At 56.5% G+C, this 20,400-nt stretch carries 20 protein-coding genes; 18 read left to right on the plus strand and 2 right to left on the minus strand.

Annotated elements, in window-relative coordinates; all coding sequences use genetic code 11:
* Window positions 1–61: 61 nt before the first annotated feature.
* Entirely contained in the window at window positions 62–1,039 is a 978-nt protein-coding gene (gene bcsN, locus FHS21_RS25510; RefSeq protein WP_112525745.1) for a cellulose biosynthesis protein BcsN, read from the minus strand.
* Between the two features lie 442 nt (window positions 1,040–1,481).
* Between bcsN and FHS21_RS25515 the strand changes: the two genes are divergently transcribed.
* The 18 genes from FHS21_RS25515 (at window position 1,482) to FHS21_RS25600 (ending at window position 19,472) form a co-directional block, all read left to right on the plus strand.
* The gene (locus tag FHS21_RS25515) at window positions 1,482–2,807 is read left to right on the plus strand and encodes an ABC transporter substrate-binding protein (protein ID WP_112525743.1); all 1,326 of its coding nucleotides are present in this window, start codon (window positions 1,482–1,484) and stop codon (window positions 2,805–2,807) included.
* 103 nt (window positions 2,808–2,910) lie between these two features.
* On the plus strand, window positions 2,911–3,870 hold the full coding sequence (locus FHS21_RS25520; RefSeq protein ID WP_181872634.1) for a carbohydrate ABC transporter permease: 960 nt from the start codon (window positions 2,911–2,913) through the stop codon (window positions 3,868–3,870).
* Window positions 3,867–4,820, plus strand: a complete 954-nt coding sequence (locus FHS21_RS25525; RefSeq protein WP_112525739.1) for a carbohydrate ABC transporter permease — start codon at window positions 3,867–3,869, stop codon at window positions 4,818–4,820. Before FHS21_RS25520 ends, FHS21_RS25525 begins: the two co-directional genes overlap by 4 nt.
* Window positions 4,817–5,023 (plus strand): hypothetical protein, encoded by a 207-nt coding sequence (locus FHS21_RS25530; protein WP_112525737.1) that lies wholly within the window; start codon window positions 4,817–4,819, stop codon window positions 5,021–5,023. Before FHS21_RS25525 ends, FHS21_RS25530 begins: the two co-directional genes overlap by 4 nt.
* Window positions 5,024–5,026: 3 nt before the next feature.
* Window positions 5,027–6,124, plus strand: a complete 1,098-nt coding sequence (locus FHS21_RS25535) for an ABC transporter ATP-binding protein (RefSeq protein WP_112525735.1) — start codon at window positions 5,027–5,029, stop codon at window positions 6,122–6,124.
* On the plus strand, window positions 6,117–7,124 hold the full coding sequence (locus FHS21_RS25540; protein WP_112525734.1) for an ABC transporter ATP-binding protein: 1,008 nt from the start codon (window positions 6,117–6,119) through the stop codon (window positions 7,122–7,124). Before FHS21_RS25535 ends, FHS21_RS25540 begins: the two co-directional genes overlap by 8 nt.
* 61 nt (window positions 7,125–7,185) lie before the next feature.
* Window positions 7,186–8,865, plus strand: coding sequence for a dihydroxyacetone kinase subunit DhaK (locus tag FHS21_RS25545; RefSeq protein WP_112525732.1), 1,680 nt, complete (start codon window positions 7,186–7,188; stop codon window positions 8,863–8,865).
* Window positions 8,849–9,469, plus strand: coding sequence for a dihydroxyacetone kinase subunit DhaL (dhaL, locus tag FHS21_RS25550; RefSeq protein WP_112525779.1), 621 nt, complete (start codon window positions 8,849–8,851; stop codon window positions 9,467–9,469). The genes FHS21_RS25545 and dhaL overlap by 17 nt, the downstream gene beginning before the upstream one ends.
* On the plus strand, window positions 9,466–9,867 hold the full coding sequence (gene dhaM, locus FHS21_RS25555) for a dihydroxyacetone kinase phosphoryl donor subunit DhaM (RefSeq protein WP_112525730.1): 402 nt from the start codon (window positions 9,466–9,468) through the stop codon (window positions 9,865–9,867). Before dhaL ends, dhaM begins: the two co-directional genes overlap by 4 nt.
* Window positions 9,864–10,208 carry an HPr family phosphocarrier protein gene (locus FHS21_RS25560; protein WP_112525728.1) on the plus strand — a complete coding sequence of 115 codons (345 nt, stop codon included), beginning with the start codon at window positions 9,864–9,866 and terminating at the stop codon, window positions 10,206–10,208. The genes dhaM and FHS21_RS25560 overlap by 4 nt, the downstream gene beginning before the upstream one ends.
* A gap of 65 nt (window positions 10,209–10,273) precedes the next feature.
* Window positions 10,274–10,684: a hypothetical protein gene (locus FHS21_RS25565; RefSeq protein WP_112525726.1), complete on the plus strand. Its 411-nt coding sequence runs from the start codon at window positions 10,274–10,276 to the stop codon at window positions 10,682–10,684.
* 131 nt (window positions 10,685–10,815) lie between these two features.
* Window positions 10,816–11,820 carry a dihydroxyacetone kinase subunit DhaK gene (dhaK, locus tag FHS21_RS25570; RefSeq protein WP_112525724.1) on the plus strand — a complete coding sequence of 335 codons (1,005 nt, stop codon included), beginning with the start codon at window positions 10,816–10,818 and terminating at the stop codon, window positions 11,818–11,820.
* Window positions 11,821–12,011: 191 nt separating this feature from the next.
* Window positions 12,012–13,793, plus strand: coding sequence for a B12-binding domain-containing radical SAM protein (locus FHS21_RS25575; protein WP_112525722.1), 1,782 nt, complete (start codon window positions 12,012–12,014; stop codon window positions 13,791–13,793).
* A gap of 91 nt (window positions 13,794–13,884) precedes the next feature.
* Entirely contained in the window at window positions 13,885–15,990 is a 2,106-nt protein-coding gene (locus FHS21_RS25580) for a hypothetical protein (protein ID WP_183664782.1), read from the plus strand.
* A 524-nt stretch (window positions 15,991–16,514) separates the two neighbouring features.
* A complete protein-coding gene (locus FHS21_RS25585; protein WP_112525718.1) occupies window positions 16,515–17,333 on the plus strand; it encodes a transporter substrate-binding domain-containing protein in 819 nt (272 codons plus the stop codon).
* A gap of 54 nt (window positions 17,334–17,387) precedes the next feature.
* Window positions 17,388–18,035 (plus strand): amino acid ABC transporter permease, encoded by a 648-nt coding sequence (locus FHS21_RS25590; protein ID WP_100001856.1) that lies wholly within the window; start codon window positions 17,388–17,390, stop codon window positions 18,033–18,035.
* Window positions 18,035–18,697 (plus strand): amino acid ABC transporter permease, encoded by a 663-nt coding sequence (locus tag FHS21_RS25595; protein WP_112525714.1) that lies wholly within the window; start codon window positions 18,035–18,037, stop codon window positions 18,695–18,697. The genes FHS21_RS25590 and FHS21_RS25595 overlap by 1 nt, the downstream gene beginning before the upstream one ends.
* Window position 18,698: 1 nt before the next feature.
* Window positions 18,699–19,472: an amino acid ABC transporter ATP-binding protein gene (locus FHS21_RS25600; protein WP_112525712.1), complete on the plus strand. Its 774-nt coding sequence runs from the start codon at window positions 18,699–18,701 to the stop codon at window positions 19,470–19,472.
* 85 nt (window positions 19,473–19,557) lie between these two features.
* Here the strand turns inward: FHS21_RS25600 and FHS21_RS25605 are convergent, their stop codons facing one another.
* A complete protein-coding gene (locus tag FHS21_RS25605) occupies window positions 19,558–20,259 on the minus strand; it encodes a Type 1 glutamine amidotransferase-like domain-containing protein (protein WP_158482275.1) in 702 nt (233 codons plus the stop codon).
* Between the last annotated feature and the right edge of the window lie 141 nt (window positions 20,260–20,400).

Here is a 20,400-nt window from a genome sequence, read left to right on the forward strand (position 1 = left end):
GGTTGTAATCGCTTTGTGTATGCTTCCCCCTGATGATTGTAACGCTCCAAAAGTTTCTGGTTTACTGCTGGCCGGTTGCCGGAGGCGGTGGAACGTAAATATTGCTATTCGTATTTGCTGGCCGAGTGCCCGCTCCCGGCACTACCGGAGCGGTACCGATCGGCTGGCTGGTACTCGTGCCCTGCATGCCGGGCGGAGGCGGAACGAGCGGCCCGATGGGTGCAGGCCTCAGTCTCACAGGAACTGCAGGTGCAGCTTGGGTGTCGACCCTGCGCTGGATCTGCGCCCGCAGCGGCTGGGCGGGAGGCGGCATTAGCGCTTCGGCGGGTGGTGCCTTCGGACCGGACGGATAGATGTCTTCACCGGATTTGCCGAGATTTTCGGCAGGGCCCGGGGCGTCGCCGTATGGATTCCAGCTGTAGTCATTAAATGCCGCGTTGACGCTGTACCCATACATGAACGCCAGCAATTGCTGTTCGGTCAGGTTTGAATCACACAGCCGCAATCGAACCTGAATGGATCCCCGGCCGGTCAGCCAGCGGCTCTGGCTTTCCCCTGGGCGGATGCGCTGCCACGCATAAACGCATGTATCGCCTGAGCGTGACCGCCCCGACGCATAGCCAAATGGACCGTAGCGATTTTGCACGTAGTTCGGCGAACGATGCATGACTATTCCGGGAAGGGTGCCGCGCATTTCGCGCGAAATGTCGGTGACGCCCAACTGCGAGTCGCGCAATTTATCGCCTCCAGACAAATTGGCCTTGACCGGCCCGAAGAACTGCACGCGTAACACGTTCTGGCCAGGTGTCCGCGCTGAGGTGGCGAGCAGAATCTCCTGCTGGACCGCATTGTTATACGGCCGCTCGATGACGCTGACGATCGACGGCCCGCCGGGCGGCGGCAGCGCAAAAGCCTGGCTGGTATCAACGGTACGGGTCGATACCAATATCTGCGGCGCACCACCGGCGGCGCAGCCCGCTAGCGAAGAAATTAAGATCAGCCCTGCCGCCTTCATGTACATCAAAAAAGCGTAGGTCATAGTACTGATTCGTTCAAAGGTTGTGGTCCAAATACCTTGGGAAAAGTCGGATTATCCGGTTTATTTCCGCGGATAACGTTGATCCTGGGATGATGGACTGCCAGCCGCATAGGCAACCATAGGGCTCGCGCATGCTTTCCGTCGCAGTGCTGTCAACAGCGTCTTTCATTTGGCGAGGCGGCTCAACAAGGAAGTCCTTATCTCATCCGCCGTTGCGAAAGAGGTCGATAAGCCCTGGTCGCTCTTGGGACAGGCTTCGGAAGTGCAGTCCACTCCAACGCCAAGGTGTGCGGTGCAGCAACGATTCATGCTTGAAATGTTCAGTAAAGAGGGTATTACTTAACAAAATTACTCAACACGATGGGAAATCGTGTGAGAAAAAGGGAACGAAGGATCTTTTCAAAGAGCGGCGCGGTGTCGCTTATGTATCTGGGAGGAATGCATGAAAACGATAAAGCAGGCCCTGCTCGGGGCGACCTCGGCGTTTGTGTTGTTCGTTGCAGCGCCGAACCTTGCAAAAGCCGATGAGCTGACCCTGTGCTGGGCGGCCTGGGACCCCGCCAACGCATTGGTTGAGCTCTCGAAAGATTTTACTTCTCAAAGCGGAACGACAATGAAGTTCGAATTCGTGCCTTGGCCGAATTTTGCCGACCGCATCCTCAATGAACTCAACTCCGGCGGCAAGCTGTGCGATCTCCTCATCGGAGATAGCCAATGGCTAGGCGGCTCGGCTGAAAATGGATACTACGTGAAGCTCAATGATTTCTTCGACAAGGAAGGGATCAAGATGAGCGATTTCGCCGATGCAGCGGTCAACGCTTACGCGACATGGCCGAAGGGCACGCCGAACTATTGGGCGTTGCCGGCGATGGGCGATGCCAATGCCTGGTTCTACCGCAAGGACTGGTTTGCCCAGCCCGAAATTCAGGCTGAATTCAAAAAGAAGTACAATCGCGATCTGGCAGCCCCAACGACCTGGGATGAGTTGATACAGGTGGCCGAGTTCTTCAATGGGCGGGAAATCGACGGCAAGAAGGTCTACGGAGCCGCGATCTTCACCGAACGCGCTTCCGAAGGCATCACCATGGGCGCAACGTCGGCGCTTTATCCCTATGGCTTCAAGTATGAAAATACGCCGGGCAAATATGACATGGAGGGCGCGGTCAACTCGCCAGAAGCAGTCGCCGGGCTTGAAGCCTACAAGAAACTCTACAAATGCTGCACGCCGCCCGGATATACCGATGCCTATATGGGCGAAAGCCTCGATGCGTTCAAATCCGGACAAGTTGCGATGGCGATGAACTGGTTCGCCTTCTTTCCGGGTCTCTACAAAGACGAGAAGGTCGGCGGCGACAAGATCGGGTTCTTCGTCAATCCGAAAGAGAAGGTTGCGGCATCGACACTCGGCGGACAGGGAATTTCCGTCGTTGCCAATACTGACAATATGGATGGCGCTCTTGCCTATATCAAATGGTTTGCCCAGCCGGATGTTCAGAAAAAATGGTGGTCGCTTGGCGGATACGCCGTGCACAAGACAGTGCTAAACGACCCGACATTTACGGAGAGTCAGCCATTTGCTGCGGACTTCCTCGTGGCCATGAATCAGGTTCAGGATTTCTGGCAGGAACCGTCCTATGCTATCCTCCTGCAGGCAATGCAGAAACGCCTTCACGATTACGTCGTTGCAGACAAGGGCACGGCGAAAGAGGCGCTTGATGGGCTGGTCAAGGACTGGACAGAGGTCTTCAAGGACGACGGGAAGCTTTAAGCTCCGGCGCTTCAGATGACCCCGTGCTGAAATGACTGCCCGGATCCGAGAACGTACCGGGCAGTTCTTTCGAATGCGACGCTTTAAAACCCAGGTGAAGTCCGTGACCGATACAAGTTCCACCATTTTGGGTGAGGCTGTTGCCCGTGCTACGCCGGCGCCCATCGCTTCCAGAATTCGCGGCCTGTCCGATCGCTCCATGGCATGGCTGTTCATTACGCCCGCCATCGCTCTGCTTTTGGCAGTCAATATTTTTCCGCTCATCTGGGCGATCTATCTTTCCTTCACGAATTTCCGGGCGAACCGGCCTAATGCCGCGCTGGAAAGCGTTGGCCTCAGCAATTATAGCCGGGTGCTGAATGATCCCAATATCTGGCAGGCCATGCAGACGACGGCGCATTTCGTCTTCTGGACGATCCTGCTGCAGACGCTGATTGGATTTTCCCTCGCTTATCTGATTGACCGGAAATTTCGCGGGCACGCTTTCTGGACGACAATCATCCTGGTTCCAATGATGTTGTCTCCAGCCGTCGTCGGCAATTTCTGGCGGTTTCTCTATCAACCGCAGATTGGCCTTTTCAATCACATCGTGTCTTTTCTAACCGGTATCCCGCCGTCCTCATTCGAAATGCTGGGTTCGGTTCGGCTTTCGCCCTGGGCGATTATCATTGTCGATACGTGGATGTGGACACCTTACGTCATGCTGATCTGCCTGGCCGGATTGCGATCGATCCCCGACTATATCTACGAGGCTGCCGAGGTGGATCGTGCTTCGCTTTGGCGCCAGTTCTGGTCGATCACGCTGCCGATGGCGCTGCCTTTCATCATGCTCGCGGTACTCTTCCGCGGTATCGAAAACTTCAAAATGTTTGACATGGTGACTCTTCTCACCGGCGGTGGCCCGGGTTCGACAACGGAAGTCGCCTCCATCACGCTGAAGCGGGAGGCATTTGAAAGCTGGCGCACCGGTCGCGCGTCCGCCTTCGCCATCATTCTGTTTGTCGCGGTGTTCGGTCTCGCCAACATCTATGTGAAAGCCCTCAACAAGGTGAAACAGCGATGAGCTCTGTCAACACCGCCCATTCGGTCGTCGAGCCGAGCCGTACCTCCAAACGCATCGCTGCGACCATCGTCATCGCCTATGCAGTGATCACGATGATCCCGCTCGTATGGATCGTTCTGACCAGCTTCAAATCCCCGCCGGATTCAATCAGCTACCCGCCGAAGATCGTATTTCAGCCGACGCTGGAGGGTTATTGCAACCTGTTTACAACGCGCACACGGCAAACCCCCGAGTATATCACTTCGCTTGGGGCACCGACGAGTACCTGCGATGAAATCACCCGAAGCCGCAACATGGTCATCGCCGGGCCTTCGAACTACTGGCCGCGTTTCCAGAACTCGCTGGTGATCGCTTTCGGCTCGACGTTCCTCGCCGTCTCGCTTGGCACTCTTGCAGCCTATGGATTTTCGCGTTTCAAGGTTCCTCTCGCGGAAGATCTTTTATTCTTCATTCTCTCGACGCGAATGATGCCGCCCATTGCCGTCGCCATTCCCATTTATCTGATGTATCGGCAGCTTGGTCTATCTGACACCGCACTGGGCATGATCCTGCTTTACACGGCTGTAAACGTCTCGCTTGCCGTCTGGCTCCTGAAGGGTTTCATCGACGAAATTCCGCGCGAATACGAAGAGGCAGCCATGATCGACGGCTACACGCGCATGCAGGCCTTTTTCAAGGTCGTCCTACCGCAGGCGACCACGGGCATCGCCGCAACGGCCATCTTCTGCCTCATCTTTGCCTGGAATGAATACGCCTTCGCAGTGCTCTTGACGTCGGGCGCAGCCCAGACTGCGCCGCCGTTCATTCCAACGATCATTGGTGAAGGCGGGCAGGACTGGCCAGCCGTTGCTGCGGGAACCACGATCTTCGTCGTGCCGATCCTGGTTTTCACGATCCTTCTGCGCAAGCAGCTGTTGCGCGGTATCACTTTTGGAGCTGTACGCAAATGACGGCGCAAACACCTGTCCCCTCGAAACAAAAACGGCCGTTCTTTTTCAGGCGCGGCCCTATGGAAAATATCGCGACTGGTCTGATCGGCCTCGGATTCCTGATGCTGTTCCAGCCCTTCCTTCTGATCTTTTACACGTGGTCGCTGGTCACACTGCTGGCGGGTACTCTCATGTTCATCATCGTTTCAAAGTTCCCGGAGTAGACGATGGCAGAGATCAGAATAGAAAATCTGCGCAAGGAATTTGGTGCTTTCAGTGCAGTGGAAGATTCGAGCTTCGTTGTCCGTGATGGCGAATTCCTGGCCCTGCTTGGTCCGTCAGGCTGCGGCAAGACAACGACGCTGCGGATGATTGCGGGTCTTGAGCTGCCGACCAGCGGCAAGATCTTCCTTGGCGGTGAAGATGTCACGTTCAATCGAGCCCGGGAGCGGGATATTGCTTTTGTCTTCCAGCTCTTTGCGCTTTATCCGCACATGAATGTACGCAAGAACATAGCGTTTCCACTGCTTGCGCAGGGTGTTGCCAAAGCAGAAATCCGCGCGCGCGTCGAGGAGACAGCAAAGCTCTTGCAGATCGATCATATCCTCGACAGGTCGGTATCGGGACTGGCGGGTGGCGATCGTCAGCGCGTGGCGCTCGGAAGGGCAATCGTCCGGCGGCCAAAGTGCTTTCTTATGGATGAACCTCTCGGCACATTGGATGCAGAGTTTCGCGACCTGATGGTACGGGAACTACGGGAGCTGCATAACAGAATCCGTGCCACCACAGTCTACGTCACCCACGACCAGCTGGAGGCGATGGCGATGGCGGACAAGATTGCTGTGATGAACCACGGTATCATCGAGCAATTCGGTACGCCTCAGGAAATCTATAATCGTCCGGCGACCATGTATGTCGCTGATTTTATCGGCTCGCCGCCGATGAATTTTCTGCGATTTACGGCTGGCTTACAAAAAGGCGCGCGATCCGTTGTCGTCGATGGCGTGGATATTTCTGTGCCGGAAATCCATCTCGACCTTGCGGAAAGCGAATTCGCGCTTGGAGTGCGGCCCGAAGATATAAGTTTCAGCGATGTATCCCCTTTGCGCGGCGCTGTCTTTGGCAGCGAGTATCACGGGACCAACCAGATCGTCGCCGTGGAGATGGGTAAAGGACTGGTCAAGGCGCGAGTACCGGCCGACCAGAATTTCCGCATCGGCGAAACCGTGGGGCTCGAACTCAACTACGACAGACTGTCTCTCTTCGACTGCACATCCGGCAGAGCTGTTCCGTCGTCCCGCTATGCGGAGCATCATCATGGCTGAAGTCATCCTGCAAGGTATTAACAAGAATTTCGGCGAAACCCGTGCCGTCTCCGATGTGGATCTGGTTGTTGCCGACGGAGAATGCGTTGTCCTGCTTGGCCCCACCGGTGCCGGCAAGACCACTACGCTGCGCCTGATTGCCGGGCTGGAGCGCCCCGACAGTGGCCGCATCATTATTGGCGGATATGATGTGGCGAAAGAAGCGCCGGCGGGCCGCGACGTCGCGTTCGTTTTTCAGCAATATTCGCTCTATCCGCATCTGTCGGTCTACGACAACCTGGCTTTCCCCTTGCGGTCCCCGGCCCGCCGTCTCGGCAAGGATGAAATCGACCGGCGCGTCCGAGAAGTCGCGCGGATGGTGCGCATCGACCACAAGCTTGAAAACCGCTCGACCCGGCTTTCGGGCGGCGAAATGCAGCGGGTCGCCATCGGCCGGGCGCTTGTACGCCGGCCGGCGATCTATCTCATGGACGAGCCACTTTCCTCGCTGGACGCGAAGTTGCGCGCCGATCTTCGGCTGGAACTCAAACGCATTCAGAAAGAGCTCGGATCAACGCTGCTCTACGTGACACACGATCAGATCGAAGCCATGACAATGGCCGATCGCATAGGCATTCTTACCGAGGGTCGATTGGTGCAGATTGGAACGCCTCGAGAGATCTACAGCAACCCGGCGAATATTCATGTCGCTGCCCGGCTTGGGCAGCCGCACATTAATCTTTTTCCGGCTAACCTTCTTCCGGACAGCAAGATCCCGGCAGGTACACAAACAATCGGGGCGCGGACCGAACATCTGGACATAACGCTAGGCGGCCATGTTAATGCGCACGTCGATTGGGTAGAGCACCTCGGAGACCAGAATCACCTGCATCTACGGGTCGGCGACTGCAAGCTGATCACCCTGGCCAACCAGCGTCTGCCCGTAAAACCGGGAGATCCAATTGGCCTAGCGCTAAGAGATCCTCTTTATTTCGGTGCGGATGGCAACAGGGTGGTTTGAGGGATTGCCGGATCCAAATGGTTGTTCAACACGCGTAAAGACGAAAGACTGGAAAATGCCGATGAAACACTTTTTCAACCGCAGGGAAAACATAGTCACCGAGTCGCTCGATGGTCTGTTGCTGACCAGTCGTCCGGGAATGCTTGCGCGGCTTGACAGCTATCCGGATATCAAGGTCATTCTGCGTGCGGATTGGGACAAGTCCAAGGTCGCCGTTATATCGGGCGGCGGTGCGGGTCATGAGCCTTCCCACGCCGGGTTTGTCGGAAGGGGCATGCTGACGGCCGCCGTATCGGGCGAGATTTTTGCCTCTCCCAGCGTTGATGCCGTGCTTACGGCGATCCGTGCTGTTACAGGGCCGAGAGGTTGCCTGCTGATCGTCAAGAATTACACCGGCGACCGGCTGAATTTTGGGCTCGCCGCCGAAAGAGCGCGCTCCGAAGGGTTCAGGGTGGAGATGGTCATCGTGGCCGACGATATCGCGCTTCCCGACCTTGCCCAGCCGCGTGGAGTTGCTGGTACGCTGTTCATTCACAAGATCGCAGGTTTTCTCGCCGAACGCGGCGATAGCCTTGAAGATGTAGCTGCATCGGCTGCATCGGCGGCCAGCGAGATTGTGTCGCTGGGTGTCTCGCTGTCGACATGCTCGATCCCGGGCCAGGAGCAGGAACAACGCCTCGGCGCTGACGAGGGCGAACTCGGTCTTGGTATTCATGGCGAGCCGGGGGTCGAACGTATCGCGCTCCAGGAGTCCGGGAAGATCGTCGCCATTATGGCGGAGCGGCTTGCGGCAGCTCTGCGGGGGACGGGCGATTATGCGTTGTTGATCAACAACCTTGGCGCTGTGCCGCCATTGGAAATGAGCCTCATTGCCCATGATGTTCTTGCGTCTTCGCTGGCGGATCGGGTGAAGCTGGTGATCGGCCCCTCGCCAATGATGACAGCACTCAACATGAACGGCTTTTCGCTTTCGCTCATCCGACTCGACGCAGAACGTGAGACAGCGCTTGCCTCTCCCGTCGACCCTCATGCGTGGGCTCCGCCGGTTCTACGGCATGGCCTGGATATCCTTCCCGCGCCCAAGGTCCCTGTTGGAGAGGCTATCGCCGCGGCGAGCCGCGATCCGTTGGCGGAAAAATTGGTAACCGCCGTGTGCCAGCATCTGATCTCGCTTGAAACCGAGCTCAATCGTCTAGATGCCCGCACTGGAGACGGCGATACGGGATCGACAGTTGCTGCCGGGGCACGAGGCGTGCTTGGCAAGATCAAATCATTGCCGCTCGCTGACAACGCGGGAACATTTGCAGCGATCGGTGGGATTTTGGCAACCAGTATGGGCGGATCAAGTGGCGTTCTACTCTCGATCTTTTTCACGGCAGCAGCTAAGGCAATGTCGGAGAAGAACAATCTGCCGGCCGCGCTGCTTGAGGGCCTCGACCGCATGACTTTTTACGGCGGAGCCAGACCGGGTGACAGAACCATGGTGGACGCGCTCGATCCGGCATTGCGAGCCTTGGCGGCAAGTGGACTCTCTGACGCTGCCAGGGCGGCAGCTGCGGGTGCCAATGCCACCATGGCCATGACCAAAGCAAATGCGGGCCGGGCATCGTATGTGGGTGCAGGGCATCTCGCCGGTGTCGCTGATCCGGGAGCCATCGCTGTCGCTGCTGCTTTCGAGACTGTTGCAAAGGAGGTCGATGGTAAAGTCGCGCGAGGGGAGACTTCTGTCGTTGCAGACTGATCGGGAACTTGTGCTGGGACTGATCGAAGCCTGCCACGAGGCCATCGTGATCCATGCTGATGACCTGTGTGAGCTCGACCGGGCCATCGGCGACGGGGATCACGGGACCAACATGCGGCGTGGTTGCGAGGCGGTGTATCTCGATCGGGAACGATTGTGCAGCCTGCCGCTGCCACAGGCGATCGAGACGATTGGAATGACGCTTGTCATGAGCGTCGGCGGCGCTTCAGGGCCGCTGTACGGAACCTTGCTAATAGAGATTGGGCGGCGGCTTGGCACCCGGGAAAACGAGGCGGATTTCGCCACCATCCTTGGAGAGGCGGTCGATGCAGTGGCGCGGCGCGGGCGCGCTCATGCAGGTGACAAAACGTTGCTCGACGTGCTTTACCCCGTTCAAACAGAAATGGTAAGGCAATCGGCCCTGATCAATATAGCCAAAAGGGCGGAGGTATCTGCTCAATTAACCGCTGACATGAAGGCGATGCGGGGACGTGCTTCGTTCCTTGGAGATCGTTCCATCGGCCATGTCGATCCGGGGGCATCGAGCTGTGCCCTTCTGACAACAGCTATTTGCCGCTATCTGAGGGAGTACCGTCCGGCATGAAAGGCAAGACTGCAAATGTGGGTATTGTGATCGTATCGCACTCGCCACTCGTTGCGAAAGGCACTGCCGATATGGTGCGCCAGATGGTCGGCGACAGCGTGCCGCTTTCATGGTGCGGAGGCAATCCCGAGGGTGGTCTCGGTACCAATGCGGCGGGTATTCTTGCGGCCATAGAGGCAGCATGGTCCGATCATGGAGTTGCGGTGTTTGTTGATCTCGGCGGCGCGGAAACCAACAGCGAAATGGCGATCGAAATGCTGGGCGAACCACGTTCCGGAATGGTCGCCATCTGCAATTCACCCTTGGTCGAGGGTGCGGTCATTGCCGCTGCGGAAGCGGCCGGTGGGGCGTCGCTCGCAAAAGTAGTTGCCACAGCCCAGGAACTCTCGCCCTCATGAGCGACAAGCAGGATGCGAGAATACGGGAGACGGATCGCGTGACGGTGCAGCGGCAGACAGAAATCGAAGTCGTGCACGGGACCGGATTGCATGCCCGCCCTTCCGTGATTTTCACCCGTCTTGCCAAATCCTTTCCCTGCACGATCGAGATAGAGGTGAACGGTAACAGCATCTGGCTGAACGGCAAAAGCATCGTAAAGGTTATGGGAGCCAAAATCAGGAAGGGTTCCGTTCTGAAAATTCGCGCCGACGGAATTGGTGCGGCAGAAGCAATTGCGGCGTTGAAGGAACTGGTCGAACACAATTTCGACGAGGGAAAAGTCGATGGCCGAAATGTTTAGATTGCAAGGCCATTTAAGGCTCGAGTTCAACGACGCTGACCGCACGGCGGCGGCGGCGAATTAAGATGACGCGGGAAGTCATGGAAGATCCCATTGTGGCCTACAAGACCATTCTGGCCCAGATCATCGACAATCGCCCCTCAGGAACCCGTCAGCGTCTGGCCGCGGCGCTCGGTAAACACCGGAGTTTCGTCACCCAGATTACAAGTCCGGCTTATTCCACGCCATTGCCGGCGCGGCATCTGGCGACAATTTTCAGGGTTTGTCACTTTAGTCCGACTGAGCAGGAACAGTTTGTGGCGGCCTATCATGCCGCGCATCCGGGAAAATTGCCGGACTTTGGCAGTACCGATGGATTGAGATCGCTGTCACTGATGGTTCCGGATCTTGGAGACGATAAGAAAAATCGACTCGTGGATGAAGCAATCACAGACTTTGTCCAGAAGATCGCAACACTTTTGGGGAGTTCAGACTAGCGTCAGGGCCTATTAATATGATGGAAGTGGGCGCCAGAAACGGCCTCACGACCTAACCCGTTATCCTCAGGATGGCTTGATGGTAAGGTCAAGAGCCGTGCTTGAATAAGTCGATGCCAGTGGAGGGCACGATGAAAAAATTCATGAACAAGGCTGCCTCTATGGTTGCCGAAAGCCTCGAAGGCTTCGTTTCGGCCCACGACCGTCTGGTCGTGTTCGGTTCCGACCGGAAATTTGTGAGGCGGCGCCATCTTACGCCAGGAAAAGTTGCGATCATATCGGGTGGGGGAGCCGGTCATGAGCCTATGCATATCGGCTTCGTGGGACTGGGCATGCTGGATGCCGCCTGCACCGGACATATCTTTACCTCTCCGACGCCCGACCAGATTGTCGCTGCCATCGAAGAAACAGACACCGGAGCGGGATGCCTCCTGATCGTCAAGAATTATGACGGGGACTTGATGAATTTCGAAATGGCTGCGGAGGCGGTGACGGGGCGGCACGGGATCGAGACGGTTATTGTAAGCGACGACATTGCGGTGCCAGGCCCGCCGCGAAGCTCCGGCAGGAGGGGGGTTGCTGGTACACTCGTCGTCGAGAAGATTCTTGGAGCGGCCGCCGAGGCTAGAATGGATCTGGCCGGATTGAAGGCGCTTGGTGACCGGTTGAACACGCGGATACGTACAATGGGCGTGGCACTCGATGGTGTTACCGTTCCTGACACGGCACGTTCCACCTTTGTGCTGGACCCGGACGAGATGGAAGTCGGGGTCGGGATACATGGCGAGCCCGGGCTTTCCCGGCAGAAACTGGCCGATGCCGACACTATTGCCAGCATGATCTGCAATACCATCCTCGCCGATATAGATCTGCAAAACACGGACCGTGCGCTGGTCGTGGTAAACGGCTTCGGGGGTACTCCGACGCCAGAACTTTACCTCATTTACAACATTGTCCGTCGCCTGTTCGAAGCTAAAGGCATCAGTGTCGCGAGATCATTGGTAGGAACCTACGTGACCTCGCTCGATATGGCTGGTCTTTCCGTCACGTTGTCGTTGCTTGACGAGGAAGGGTTGCGTTTTTGGGATAGTCCCGTTTCGACAGCTGCGCTGCAATGGAGCTCTCCGGAAATCTGAATTGCACCGGCTTTGCGACCTCTGACAGCTAGCTCTTGCACTGCAACAATTCCCGCCAGTTCGAAGGATTGTCTTCCACAAGACATTTATCGGAAAGTGCGATAGGATGAAATCAGTTATGCGTTATCAGCACCAGCTGTTGTGATGTGCAGGGGTGCCTGCGGAACTTCCGCCAACCCCGAAGGACTGATTTGTCACATGTTTCAGAGGCTAGAAATCGACGCTTCCAGCTGATTCTAATCAAACCGTCGCACTATGACGACAACGGATATGTGATCCGTTGGTGGCGCGCTATGATACCCTCGAATTCGCTCGCTGCTCTATACGGCATTGCCCTTGACTGCGCAGATCGTGAGGTACTCGGTGCGGATATTGCCATCGACATCACGGTCATCGACGAGACCAACACACGCGTCAATATTCCGATGCTCTTGGATCAGTTTCGGCGGAACGACAATTTTGGAATGGTCGCTCTGATTGGCGTTCAGTCCAATCAATATCCGCGCGCGCTCGACATTGCCCGCCCCTTCCGCGATGCATCACTGCCCGTCGCCATGGGAGGCTTTCATGTGTCGGGTTGCTTGGCCATGCTTGACGGAAGCGCTGTCGGGCTCGACGCATGTCGCAAAATGGGCATTGCCATGTTTGCCGGCGAGGCCGAGGGCCGGCTGGAGACCGTGCTGCGCGATGCTGCGTCGGGCCAACTCCAATCGCTTTACAACTTCATGAATGACTTGCCGAGCATCGACGGTGCCCCCGTACCGTTCCTGCCCAAACGTTACATCGAGCACACACTCGGCCTCAGCGCGAGCTTCGATGCTGGACGCGGTTGTCCCTATCAATGTTCATTCTGCACAATCATCAATGTGCAGGGACGCAAATCGCGCTTTCGCTCGGCTGATGATGTCGAGAAACTGGTGCGCCTGAACTGGGCGCATGGCATCCACAAGTTCTTCATTACCGATGATAATTTTGCGCGAAACAAAGAGTGGGAAGCGATCTTCGATAGACTGATAGCTTTGAAAGAGAAGGAAGCGATCCCGCTTGGTTTGATGATCCAGGTCGATACACTCTGCCACAGGATTGAAAACTTCATAGAGAAGGCGAAGCGCGCTGGTGTCACCCGCGTTTTCATCGGGCTGGAGAACGTCAACCCGGACAATCTCATCGCGGCAAAAAAGGCCCAGAACAAGATCACCGAATACCGCAAGATGCTGCTGGCGTGGAAAGAGCAGGGCATCATGACGCTGGCTGGCTACATCCTCGGCTTTCCAGCGGACACGCCCGAAACGATCAGACGTGATATTGCGATCATTCAAGAAGAGCTCCCGATCGATGTCATTGAGTTCTTCTGCCTTACACCGCTGCCCGGATCGGAGGATCATCAGGCCCTGTGGAAAAGTGGCGTCGAGATGGACGCCGATCTCAACATTTACGATGTAGAGCATGTCTGCACCGCCCACGCCAAGATGACCAAGCGTGAATGGGAGGCCATTTATCGGGAGGCGTGGTTGCTCTATTACACACCGAAACACATGAAGACCCTGCTGCGTCGCGCGATTGCAACTGGCGTTCCAGTCGGCAGTCTTGTCAAGGTGCTCATCGCGTTCGCGACGATGGTCCCTCTCGAGCACGTGCATCCATTGCAGAGCGGTATCCTGCGTTTGAAACGTCGGTCAGAACGACGACCCGAATTGCCGCAGGAAAATCCCTTGATCTTTTGGCCTCGTTTTGTTTGTGGAACGCTTGCCAAGCACGTCATCCTTGCCGCTACGATTGTCCGGCTGGTCTCGACGGGATTCTTGATTTCGCAAAGCCCCGGCTCAAGGAAATATATGGATCGGGCATTGATGCCCGTCGGTGCTGATGATGAAGAGAAACTTGACCTCTTCACCAGGACGACAGGTGGTAGCGCGGCGGTGAAGCACGTGAAAAAGATTGCGCGGCTGACACACCCGGGTCGAGCCATCTGACGCGCATGGATCAAAGTAGTGGACTACCGGCTCCGGCAATAAATGTTATCATCTATTTGACACTGCAATCATCTGGCGTTGGGATCATGCCATGGGAACGGGCGCACGCGTCATCATTGCAATTGCATTGTTTGCAGCCATGGGTGTCGGGTGGCTGGCACTACAGGATTTAAGTTTCGAGCGTGACCGCACCCTATCGGAGTGGAGATCGCTGTCGGAGGCCGAAGACCTCCTGAGGCAGAAGCCCATTCCAGAAGCGTGGCCAGCGGGCTTGTTTATTTCGGAGCGGGGATTGAACGCCGCACTGGAGAGCCTGAAGGATGCACAAATTGCCTACGCCCCCGAATTCAAGGCAGATGAGGACACCGTCGTACATCTGCGGAATGTTACCGTCGATTTTCAACCTGGTTTCGCCTGGGCATTCCTTCGCCTCGACGCCTATTCGAAGAAAAGGGATCTGACTGTAAAATTTGATGGCCAAGCCTCCCTCGTTTTCAAAGGCATAGAAGAAGTGGCAAATGGGGAAGCGCAAGCAGTCTTCGCTCTCTCTCTGTTGAGACTCGATCCCGAATTCGGATGGGGATGGTCTATTATCAAGTCGAGGGGGTATGCGAGCGACCTCATCGAAACGGGCCTCATGCCAAAGTTCACCGAAGCTTTCACCTTGAAGCTCCCGTTCAAAAACAGCTTCGCCTACGATTTGAAGCAGGGTGTAACAGAGGCAGTTCCGGTTCGCGATCCAAAAGATGAAAACTGGATCAAGGTTCAGATCGCCGTACCGCCAAACGAACTGGCGCAAAAAATTCACGCCGCCAACGCTGTCGTCCTCGATGGCGGGATATGGCTGCTGACTGATTTCACCGAAAAACCAGTGGCAACCAGTATAGATGAGCCCCCGCCCGAAATTCAGGATGACATCGTCAGAATGCGAAAAGATCTGGAGAGAATCCGGATACCCAAATTGAACGACGCCGATATTGCTCTTTGGATAAACGGGACGGTGGCTCACCTGGTTCAAGACAAATTCAACCAACTCCCTGCTGTAAACAGGACTGCAACCGTCAAGTCGGTGCAATTCAAGGGCCGGCTTGCCGATCAAAAATGGAGTGCGGATGTTCTAGGTGAAGGCGGGGTTTTCGCCGAGCTTGCTGATCCAGGAGCGGTAGCGGCAACAATGGTGGTCAATGCAGTCGGCATATCTTGGACCAAAGGGCGACGCTTGAAGGTTTCGCTCGATGCGCAGGTCGACGTCAAGGCATCCGTAGATCTGCATGTCGACCCCTTGATAGGAAGAGGTGTCGGTACGACGGTCGACCTGCTCGGAAACACAGCTATAGCGTCCGGCTTCGATGCAGGCTTCGAAATAGGGGAGGTGGGTGGCAACACAGTCGTGATGCTAAAGCCCGACATCGGTTGCCGCGACATCAAGCTGGCGCTCAAGACAGACAGAAAAGCGGAGTTCGAGGAAGCTTGGGTATCAGTTCCGTCAGTCGGCGCAAACGTTACTGTTCCGGTTGGCCTGCAGACCGCTCCGGATGTGGTGCTCTTGAGTGATTTGCCTTTTCAGAGACGGGGCCGTGGCCCGGATGGCAAACCGCTCAAGGTTAGAGGCGGGGAAGACCACTTGCTGTTCACACCGGCGTGGGCCGAGGCCCAGTACGCACTCGTCCCAAAACGGGTCGAAGGTGATGATGGAGGACTCTGGATAGCAGCCAATCTGACCATCAAATTGCTTGGCTCCGAGTCGACAGGCTACGATCGCGCTGCTGCAGAAAAGAAACTGGCTGCCGCGGCAACCGGAGGACAGGCCAGGACCAACTGCCCCGGCGAACCTGGCTTCGCGCTGACGATCGGCGATCTTGAGTTTGGCGGCAACAAAGAGCTTGTGAAGTTCTTCCAGGAACGAGGACTGCCTTTGCCGCAGATACTAGGTGGACTGCCAGGCATTCCTGGCACAGGCCCGACGATGCCATCCCCAATATCGCCCGTTCCAGGCCTCACGGTTCCGACACCATCCCCGATACCGTCCACTACCGATCTCACAATTCCGAAAATACCATCCCCGATATCCCCTATTCCCGATCCCGCGATGCCGAAAATACCGTCCCCTTTGCCGCCAACTTCCGACCCCACAATGCCGAAAATACCGTCCCCCCTACCGCAAACTCCCGGTCCAACGGGCAATTCGGTCGACTAAGACCTCGAACCAGCGGTTGGTGCAGACCGAAACGGACTTGGAAGTTGCCTTGGTCGGATCGGTTTCCACGTTAGTGGGAATTATGCCTGCTTGTGACGTGAAGCCGGCTTCACGCTGTCCAATGTTCCAGGTTCGTGCTTCAAACGTTGTATAATGTTTCATCGGAACCGCACTTATTAACGATGCGGATATGACGTCAATTTTCTTGCTTTCCCGCTTGGCTGAAACGTATGAGTAGACTCCCAAGTTCGATCGCTTTGCCGAATCGCGGAAACAAGGACTTCTCGTAGCGTTCAGGCATTGCAGTCTTGCGCGGCGAAGCAGAATATGAAGGGGCGGTGCCCTTGTCGCTGTGGAGTGACGGGGCGATGGACGTGATGGGTCAGCTGACGCCAGCGCGAAGGTGGAAGCAGCTGATTGCGCGCAAAACATGTACATCGGTCCGGTACTCTCTGATCTAGAATACGGCGACGCAATGCGTGTTGGCCGTATCCATCCCGTTGGTTCAAAAAGGAGCAACTGCAATGAGCATTCACATGACCGTCAAAGGCACGCTTCTCGGCTTAGCCGCACTTTGTCTTGCCAGCGCCGCCGAGGCCGACCAGCTTGCGGACATCAAGGCGGCCGGCAAGATTGTCACTGCCACCGACATGCACTATGCGCCCTTCGACGTGTTGAATAATGGCACCTATGAGGGCATGACCAAGGATTTGTTCGACCAGGTTTCCAAGGAGATCGGTGCCGAACCGGTGTATCAGGATATCCCCTGGACGGCCGAGCTGCCGGGTCTTGAGGTCAAGAAGTTCGACATAGTGATCGCGCCGGTCACCATCACGCCGGAGCGGCTCGAGCGCTATGCCTTTACCTTGCCCATCGCTGACGCAACGGTCTCGCTGCTCAAGGGCGCAAGCAACACCGAACTTACCAAACCCGAAGACATCAAGGGCAAAACCGTGGGCGTCCAGCAGGGCACCGCGCAATTCCAGCAGCTCGAGGCCTTTGGCAAGAAACTCGGCGGTGTGACGATCAAGGAGTACGGCACCACGGACGAAGCTTACGCCGATCTCGCCACCGGCCGTCTGGATGCAGTTGCGGGCTCGCTCCCGAACCTCACGGCTCTCGTGAAGAGTCGCCCCGAGAGCTTTGCCCTCTTCTCGCCAGCCCAGTTCGGTGAACCGAAATATTTCGCTTGGGTGCTGCGCAAGGATGCAGACAGCGAAAGCTTCAACAAGGCCATCAACGCTGCGATGCTCAAGATGACCGACGACGGTCGCGTCAAGGCCATTCAGGAAAAATGGCTCGGCACCTATACCGAATTGCCCCGCGAAGTTCCGACTAAATAACTTGCGTATGGGCGGAGGTGGCTCCGCCCGCATGCCTGGGCATAGTGAGGGTGGATGTTTTCCCTAGCGGTATTCTTTCAAAGCTTCGGGCCGTTGTTCTGGGCAGCGCGATATACATTGCTGATCTCGGTTCTGGGCATCGGGTTGGGTGTTGTGATTGGCACGCTGATTTGTGCCGCTCGCCTGTCGCCGTACCCGCCACTGCGCCGTTTTGCGGCCATTTGGGTCAGTTTCTTGCGCGGCGTGCCACTCTTGGTGCAATTGCTGGTGTTCTACTATGCCTTGCCGGTTATCGGCCTGGACGTGCCAGCAATGGTCGCCGCCGTGGTAACCGTGGGAATCTGCGCCAGCGCTTATATCTCCGAAATCTGGCGCGGCGCGATCGCGGCGTTACCGAAAGGACAAGCGGAGGCCGCGGTCGCCATCGGCATGACGCCCGTTGACGTATGGACCCGGGTTATCCTCCCACAAGCCGTGACGCTTTCGCTGCCGGCGTTGATCAATGAACTCATCCTGCTTGTGAAGGCGTCTTCATTGGTTTCGGTCGTCGGCATTCTCGAAATCACTCGCGCCAGCCAAGCGCAGGCCGCCACCACCTTCCGTCCGCTTGAAGTCTATATAGCGGCGGCCTGCATCTATCTGCTGATCAATTTGTGCCTGGCGGCGCTGGGACGTTATCTCGAACACAGGACGGCCGTCTGATGGAATGGAGCGTTCTGCAGCAATACGGCCCCTCGCTGTTGAAGGGCTTTGGCAATACCATCCTGTGCTGGGCGCTTGGCACGGTCTTCGGCATGGCGCTTGGCCTCGTCATTGCGCTCATTCAACGCTATGCGCCACGCTGGGTGACATGGATCGTCCAGGCCTATATCGAAGTGATCCGCGGCACGCCCTTCCTCGTCCAGTTGTTCGTGCTCTACTATGGCGGCCCACTCGTCGGCCTGCGCCTTGACGCGTTGCCCGCAGGCCTGCTGGGTCTGACGATCTATGGCAGTCCCTACTTCGCGGAGATATTTCGTTCGGGCTTCCGCGCCGTACCCGATGGCCAGATCGAGGCGGCCCGTGCGATCGGCATGTCCGAATCGGATATTGTGCGACGAATCCTATTGCCTCTGGGCCTGGTCTCTGCTCTGCCAGCGCTGGTAAACTTCTCGATTATCCTCACCAAGGAAACGGTCATTCTGTCGATTATAACCGTTCCCGAACTGCTGTATCAGGTGCAGCGCATGTCCGCCGAAACCTTCCGCTACGTGGAGGCAAACCTGGTGCTGGCTTTGTTCTTCTGGGGCCTGGTCGAGACGATCTCGCGCGTCGGACTCAGATTGGAAGCGCGCATCACGAAACATCTGATCGAAAGGACATAAGATGCTTGCTGCGTCATCAGTCGAAATGCGCAAGGTCAACAAGTACTACGGCAAGTTTCAAGCGTTGAAAGACATCGAACTATCGATACCGCCGGGCAAGGTCACCTGTCTCATTGGCCCTTCGGGTTCGGGAAAGTCGACCCTTCTTCGCTGCATAAATTTCCTCGAAGAGTATGATTCCGGCGAAGTCCGCATTGACGGTCAGCTTATCGGCTATGATGCACCCAACAAGAAGATGTCGGGCCGCAGGCTCCGCGAGATGCGCCGATCGATCGGCATGGTGTTCCAGCAGTTCAACCTCTGGCCGCACATGACCGCTAGGGAGAATGTGGCTGAGGGGTTGATCCGCGTGCGCCGAATATCGAAAGCAGATGCGGATCGGCGTGCCAGCGAGGCGCTGGCCAAGGTTGGGCTGGCAGACAAGAGCGCAAGCCATCCATCGCGGCTTTCCGGCGGTCAGCAACAGCGCGTTGCAATTGCCCGCGCAATCGCCATGGAACCCAAGCTGATGCTTTTCGATGAGCCGACATCCGCGCTTGACCCGGAACTTGTGGGCGAGGTGCTGAGCGTCATGAGGACGTTGGCTGGCGAGGGGATGACGATGGTGGTTGTAACGCATGAAATGGGTTTCGCTGCCCATGTTGCGGATCAGGTGGGCTTCATGGAAAAAGGCGAACTGGTCAGCGTGGACAGCCCCGATCGCATCCTGCATCGTCCCGAGGACGCGCGTATTCAGTCGTTCCTGCGTACCTATCACGAGCGCAACAGCTTCTAAGTCAACGAGCGTTAGGGCTTCCCAGTTGTGACTGATGCGTTGGCGCAAAGCGGTATTTCGTTTTTGTGAGAAAGTTTAGCTAGCCTCAAATCACCTTGAATGAATCGCCCACAACGTGGATGACCTGATCATCGTTGAGGCCTAGGCACATCGTCCCGTTGCCTTCAAACGCGTTGTAGGTTTTCTGAACCAAAGCGCTGAAGCTGGCATGATCCATGTGCGGCAGGATCGAAAAACTCACCAGGTTGAGACCAATATCGTTGCTTTGCTCTGCCTTTGATCGGTCATCCAGGGCGTCCGCGTAACCGATGTCCGGTGTCACGACAATCGAGCCGGCGCTCGAGCCGATATAGACCAGTCCTTCTCTGATCCGTTCGCGCACGTGATCAAAGAAGCCGCTTTTACGCATTTGGTCGAGGAGGTAGAAAGTGTTACCTCCACTCATGTAAACGGCACTGACCTTCCCGAGAGCGGCCTTCACCTCATCCGCCGTCTTGCCAACGAGATCATAGTCAATAACTTCGAAGCCGATTTCTTCAAATGGGCGGTAGTGGCCCTCGTAATCCGGCTTCCATCCTTCGCCGTAAGCCGCAGTGGGCACGATCATGAGTTTCGTGCCCGCAAATCTGTTCGCAAGGATCGAACGGATTTTTGGAAAACCTGAGGTGAGCTCAGAGGCGAGCAATAGTTCCTGCGATTTCATAAACCTTTGATGAATCGCCGGGCCAAAAATGTCAACATCGGCACTATTGCCGTGGGCGCTTCGGTGGTTGCCTTGTAATGGCAATTGAACAGTCGTCTTCCTGTTCGCATGTGCGAAACGGCGCTTCTTTCGAAGTAAAATGTCAAAAAAGTATCAGTGACGTGGCGCTACCGTAGTAGCCTTCGGGCTATAGGACGGCTAGGTTTCAACCGCGCTTGTGAAAAA

The sequence above is a fragment of the Phyllobacterium trifolii genome (assembly GCF_014192095.1).
Taxonomy (GTDB): Bacteria; Pseudomonadota; Alphaproteobacteria; order Rhizobiales; family Rhizobiaceae; genus Phyllobacterium; species Phyllobacterium trifolii.

Bases quoted from the DNA above. Each gene is read 5' to 3' on its own strand.
- bcsN (WP_112525745.1), bottom strand. From the start codon at position 1,039: ATGACCTACGCTTTTTTGATGTACATGAAGGCGGCAGGGCTGATCTTA.
- FHS21_RS25535 (WP_112525735.1), top strand. From the start codon at position 5,027: ATGGCAGAGATCAGAATAGAAAATCTGCGCAAGGAATTTGGTGCTTTC.
- dhaK (WP_112525724.1), top strand. From the start codon at position 10,816: ATGAAAAAATTCATGAACAAGGCTGCCTCTATGGTTGCCGAAAGCCTC.
- FHS21_RS25600 (WP_112525712.1), top strand. From the start codon at position 18,699: ATGCTTGCTGCGTCATCAGTCGAAATGCGCAAGGTCAACAAGTACTAC.
- FHS21_RS25530 (WP_112525737.1), top strand. From the start codon at position 4,817: ATGACGGCGCAAACACCTGTCCCCTCGAAACAAAAACGGCCGTTCTTT.
- FHS21_RS25595 (WP_112525714.1), top strand. From the start codon at position 18,035: ATGGAATGGAGCGTTCTGCAGCAATACGGCCCCTCGCTGTTGAAGGGC.
- FHS21_RS25590 (WP_100001856.1), top strand. From the start codon at position 17,388: ATGTTTTCCCTAGCGGTATTCTTTCAAAGCTTCGGGCCGTTGTTCTGG.
- FHS21_RS25545 (WP_112525732.1), top strand. From the start codon at position 7,186: ATGAAACACTTTTTCAACCGCAGGGAAAACATAGTCACCGAGTCGCTC.
- FHS21_RS25585 (WP_112525718.1), top strand. From the start codon at position 16,515: ATGAGCATTCACATGACCGTCAAAGGCACGCTTCTCGGCTTAGCCGCA.
- FHS21_RS25515 (WP_112525743.1), top strand. From the start codon at position 1,482: ATGAAAACGATAAAGCAGGCCCTGCTCGGGGCGACCTCGGCGTTTGTG.
- FHS21_RS25565 (WP_112525726.1), top strand. From the start codon at position 10,274: ATGACGCGGGAAGTCATGGAAGATCCCATTGTGGCCTACAAGACCATT.
- FHS21_RS25560 (WP_112525728.1), top strand. From the start codon at position 9,864: ATGAGCGACAAGCAGGATGCGAGAATACGGGAGACGGATCGCGTGACG.
- FHS21_RS25580 (WP_183664782.1), top strand. From the start codon at position 13,885: ATGGGAACGGGCGCACGCGTCATCATTGCAATTGCATTGTTTGCAGCC.
- FHS21_RS25525 (WP_112525739.1), top strand. From the start codon at position 3,867: ATGAGCTCTGTCAACACCGCCCATTCGGTCGTCGAGCCGAGCCGTACC.
- dhaM (WP_112525730.1), top strand. From the start codon at position 9,466: ATGAAAGGCAAGACTGCAAATGTGGGTATTGTGATCGTATCGCACTCG.
- FHS21_RS25540 (WP_112525734.1), top strand. From the start codon at position 6,117: ATGGCTGAAGTCATCCTGCAAGGTATTAACAAGAATTTCGGCGAAACC.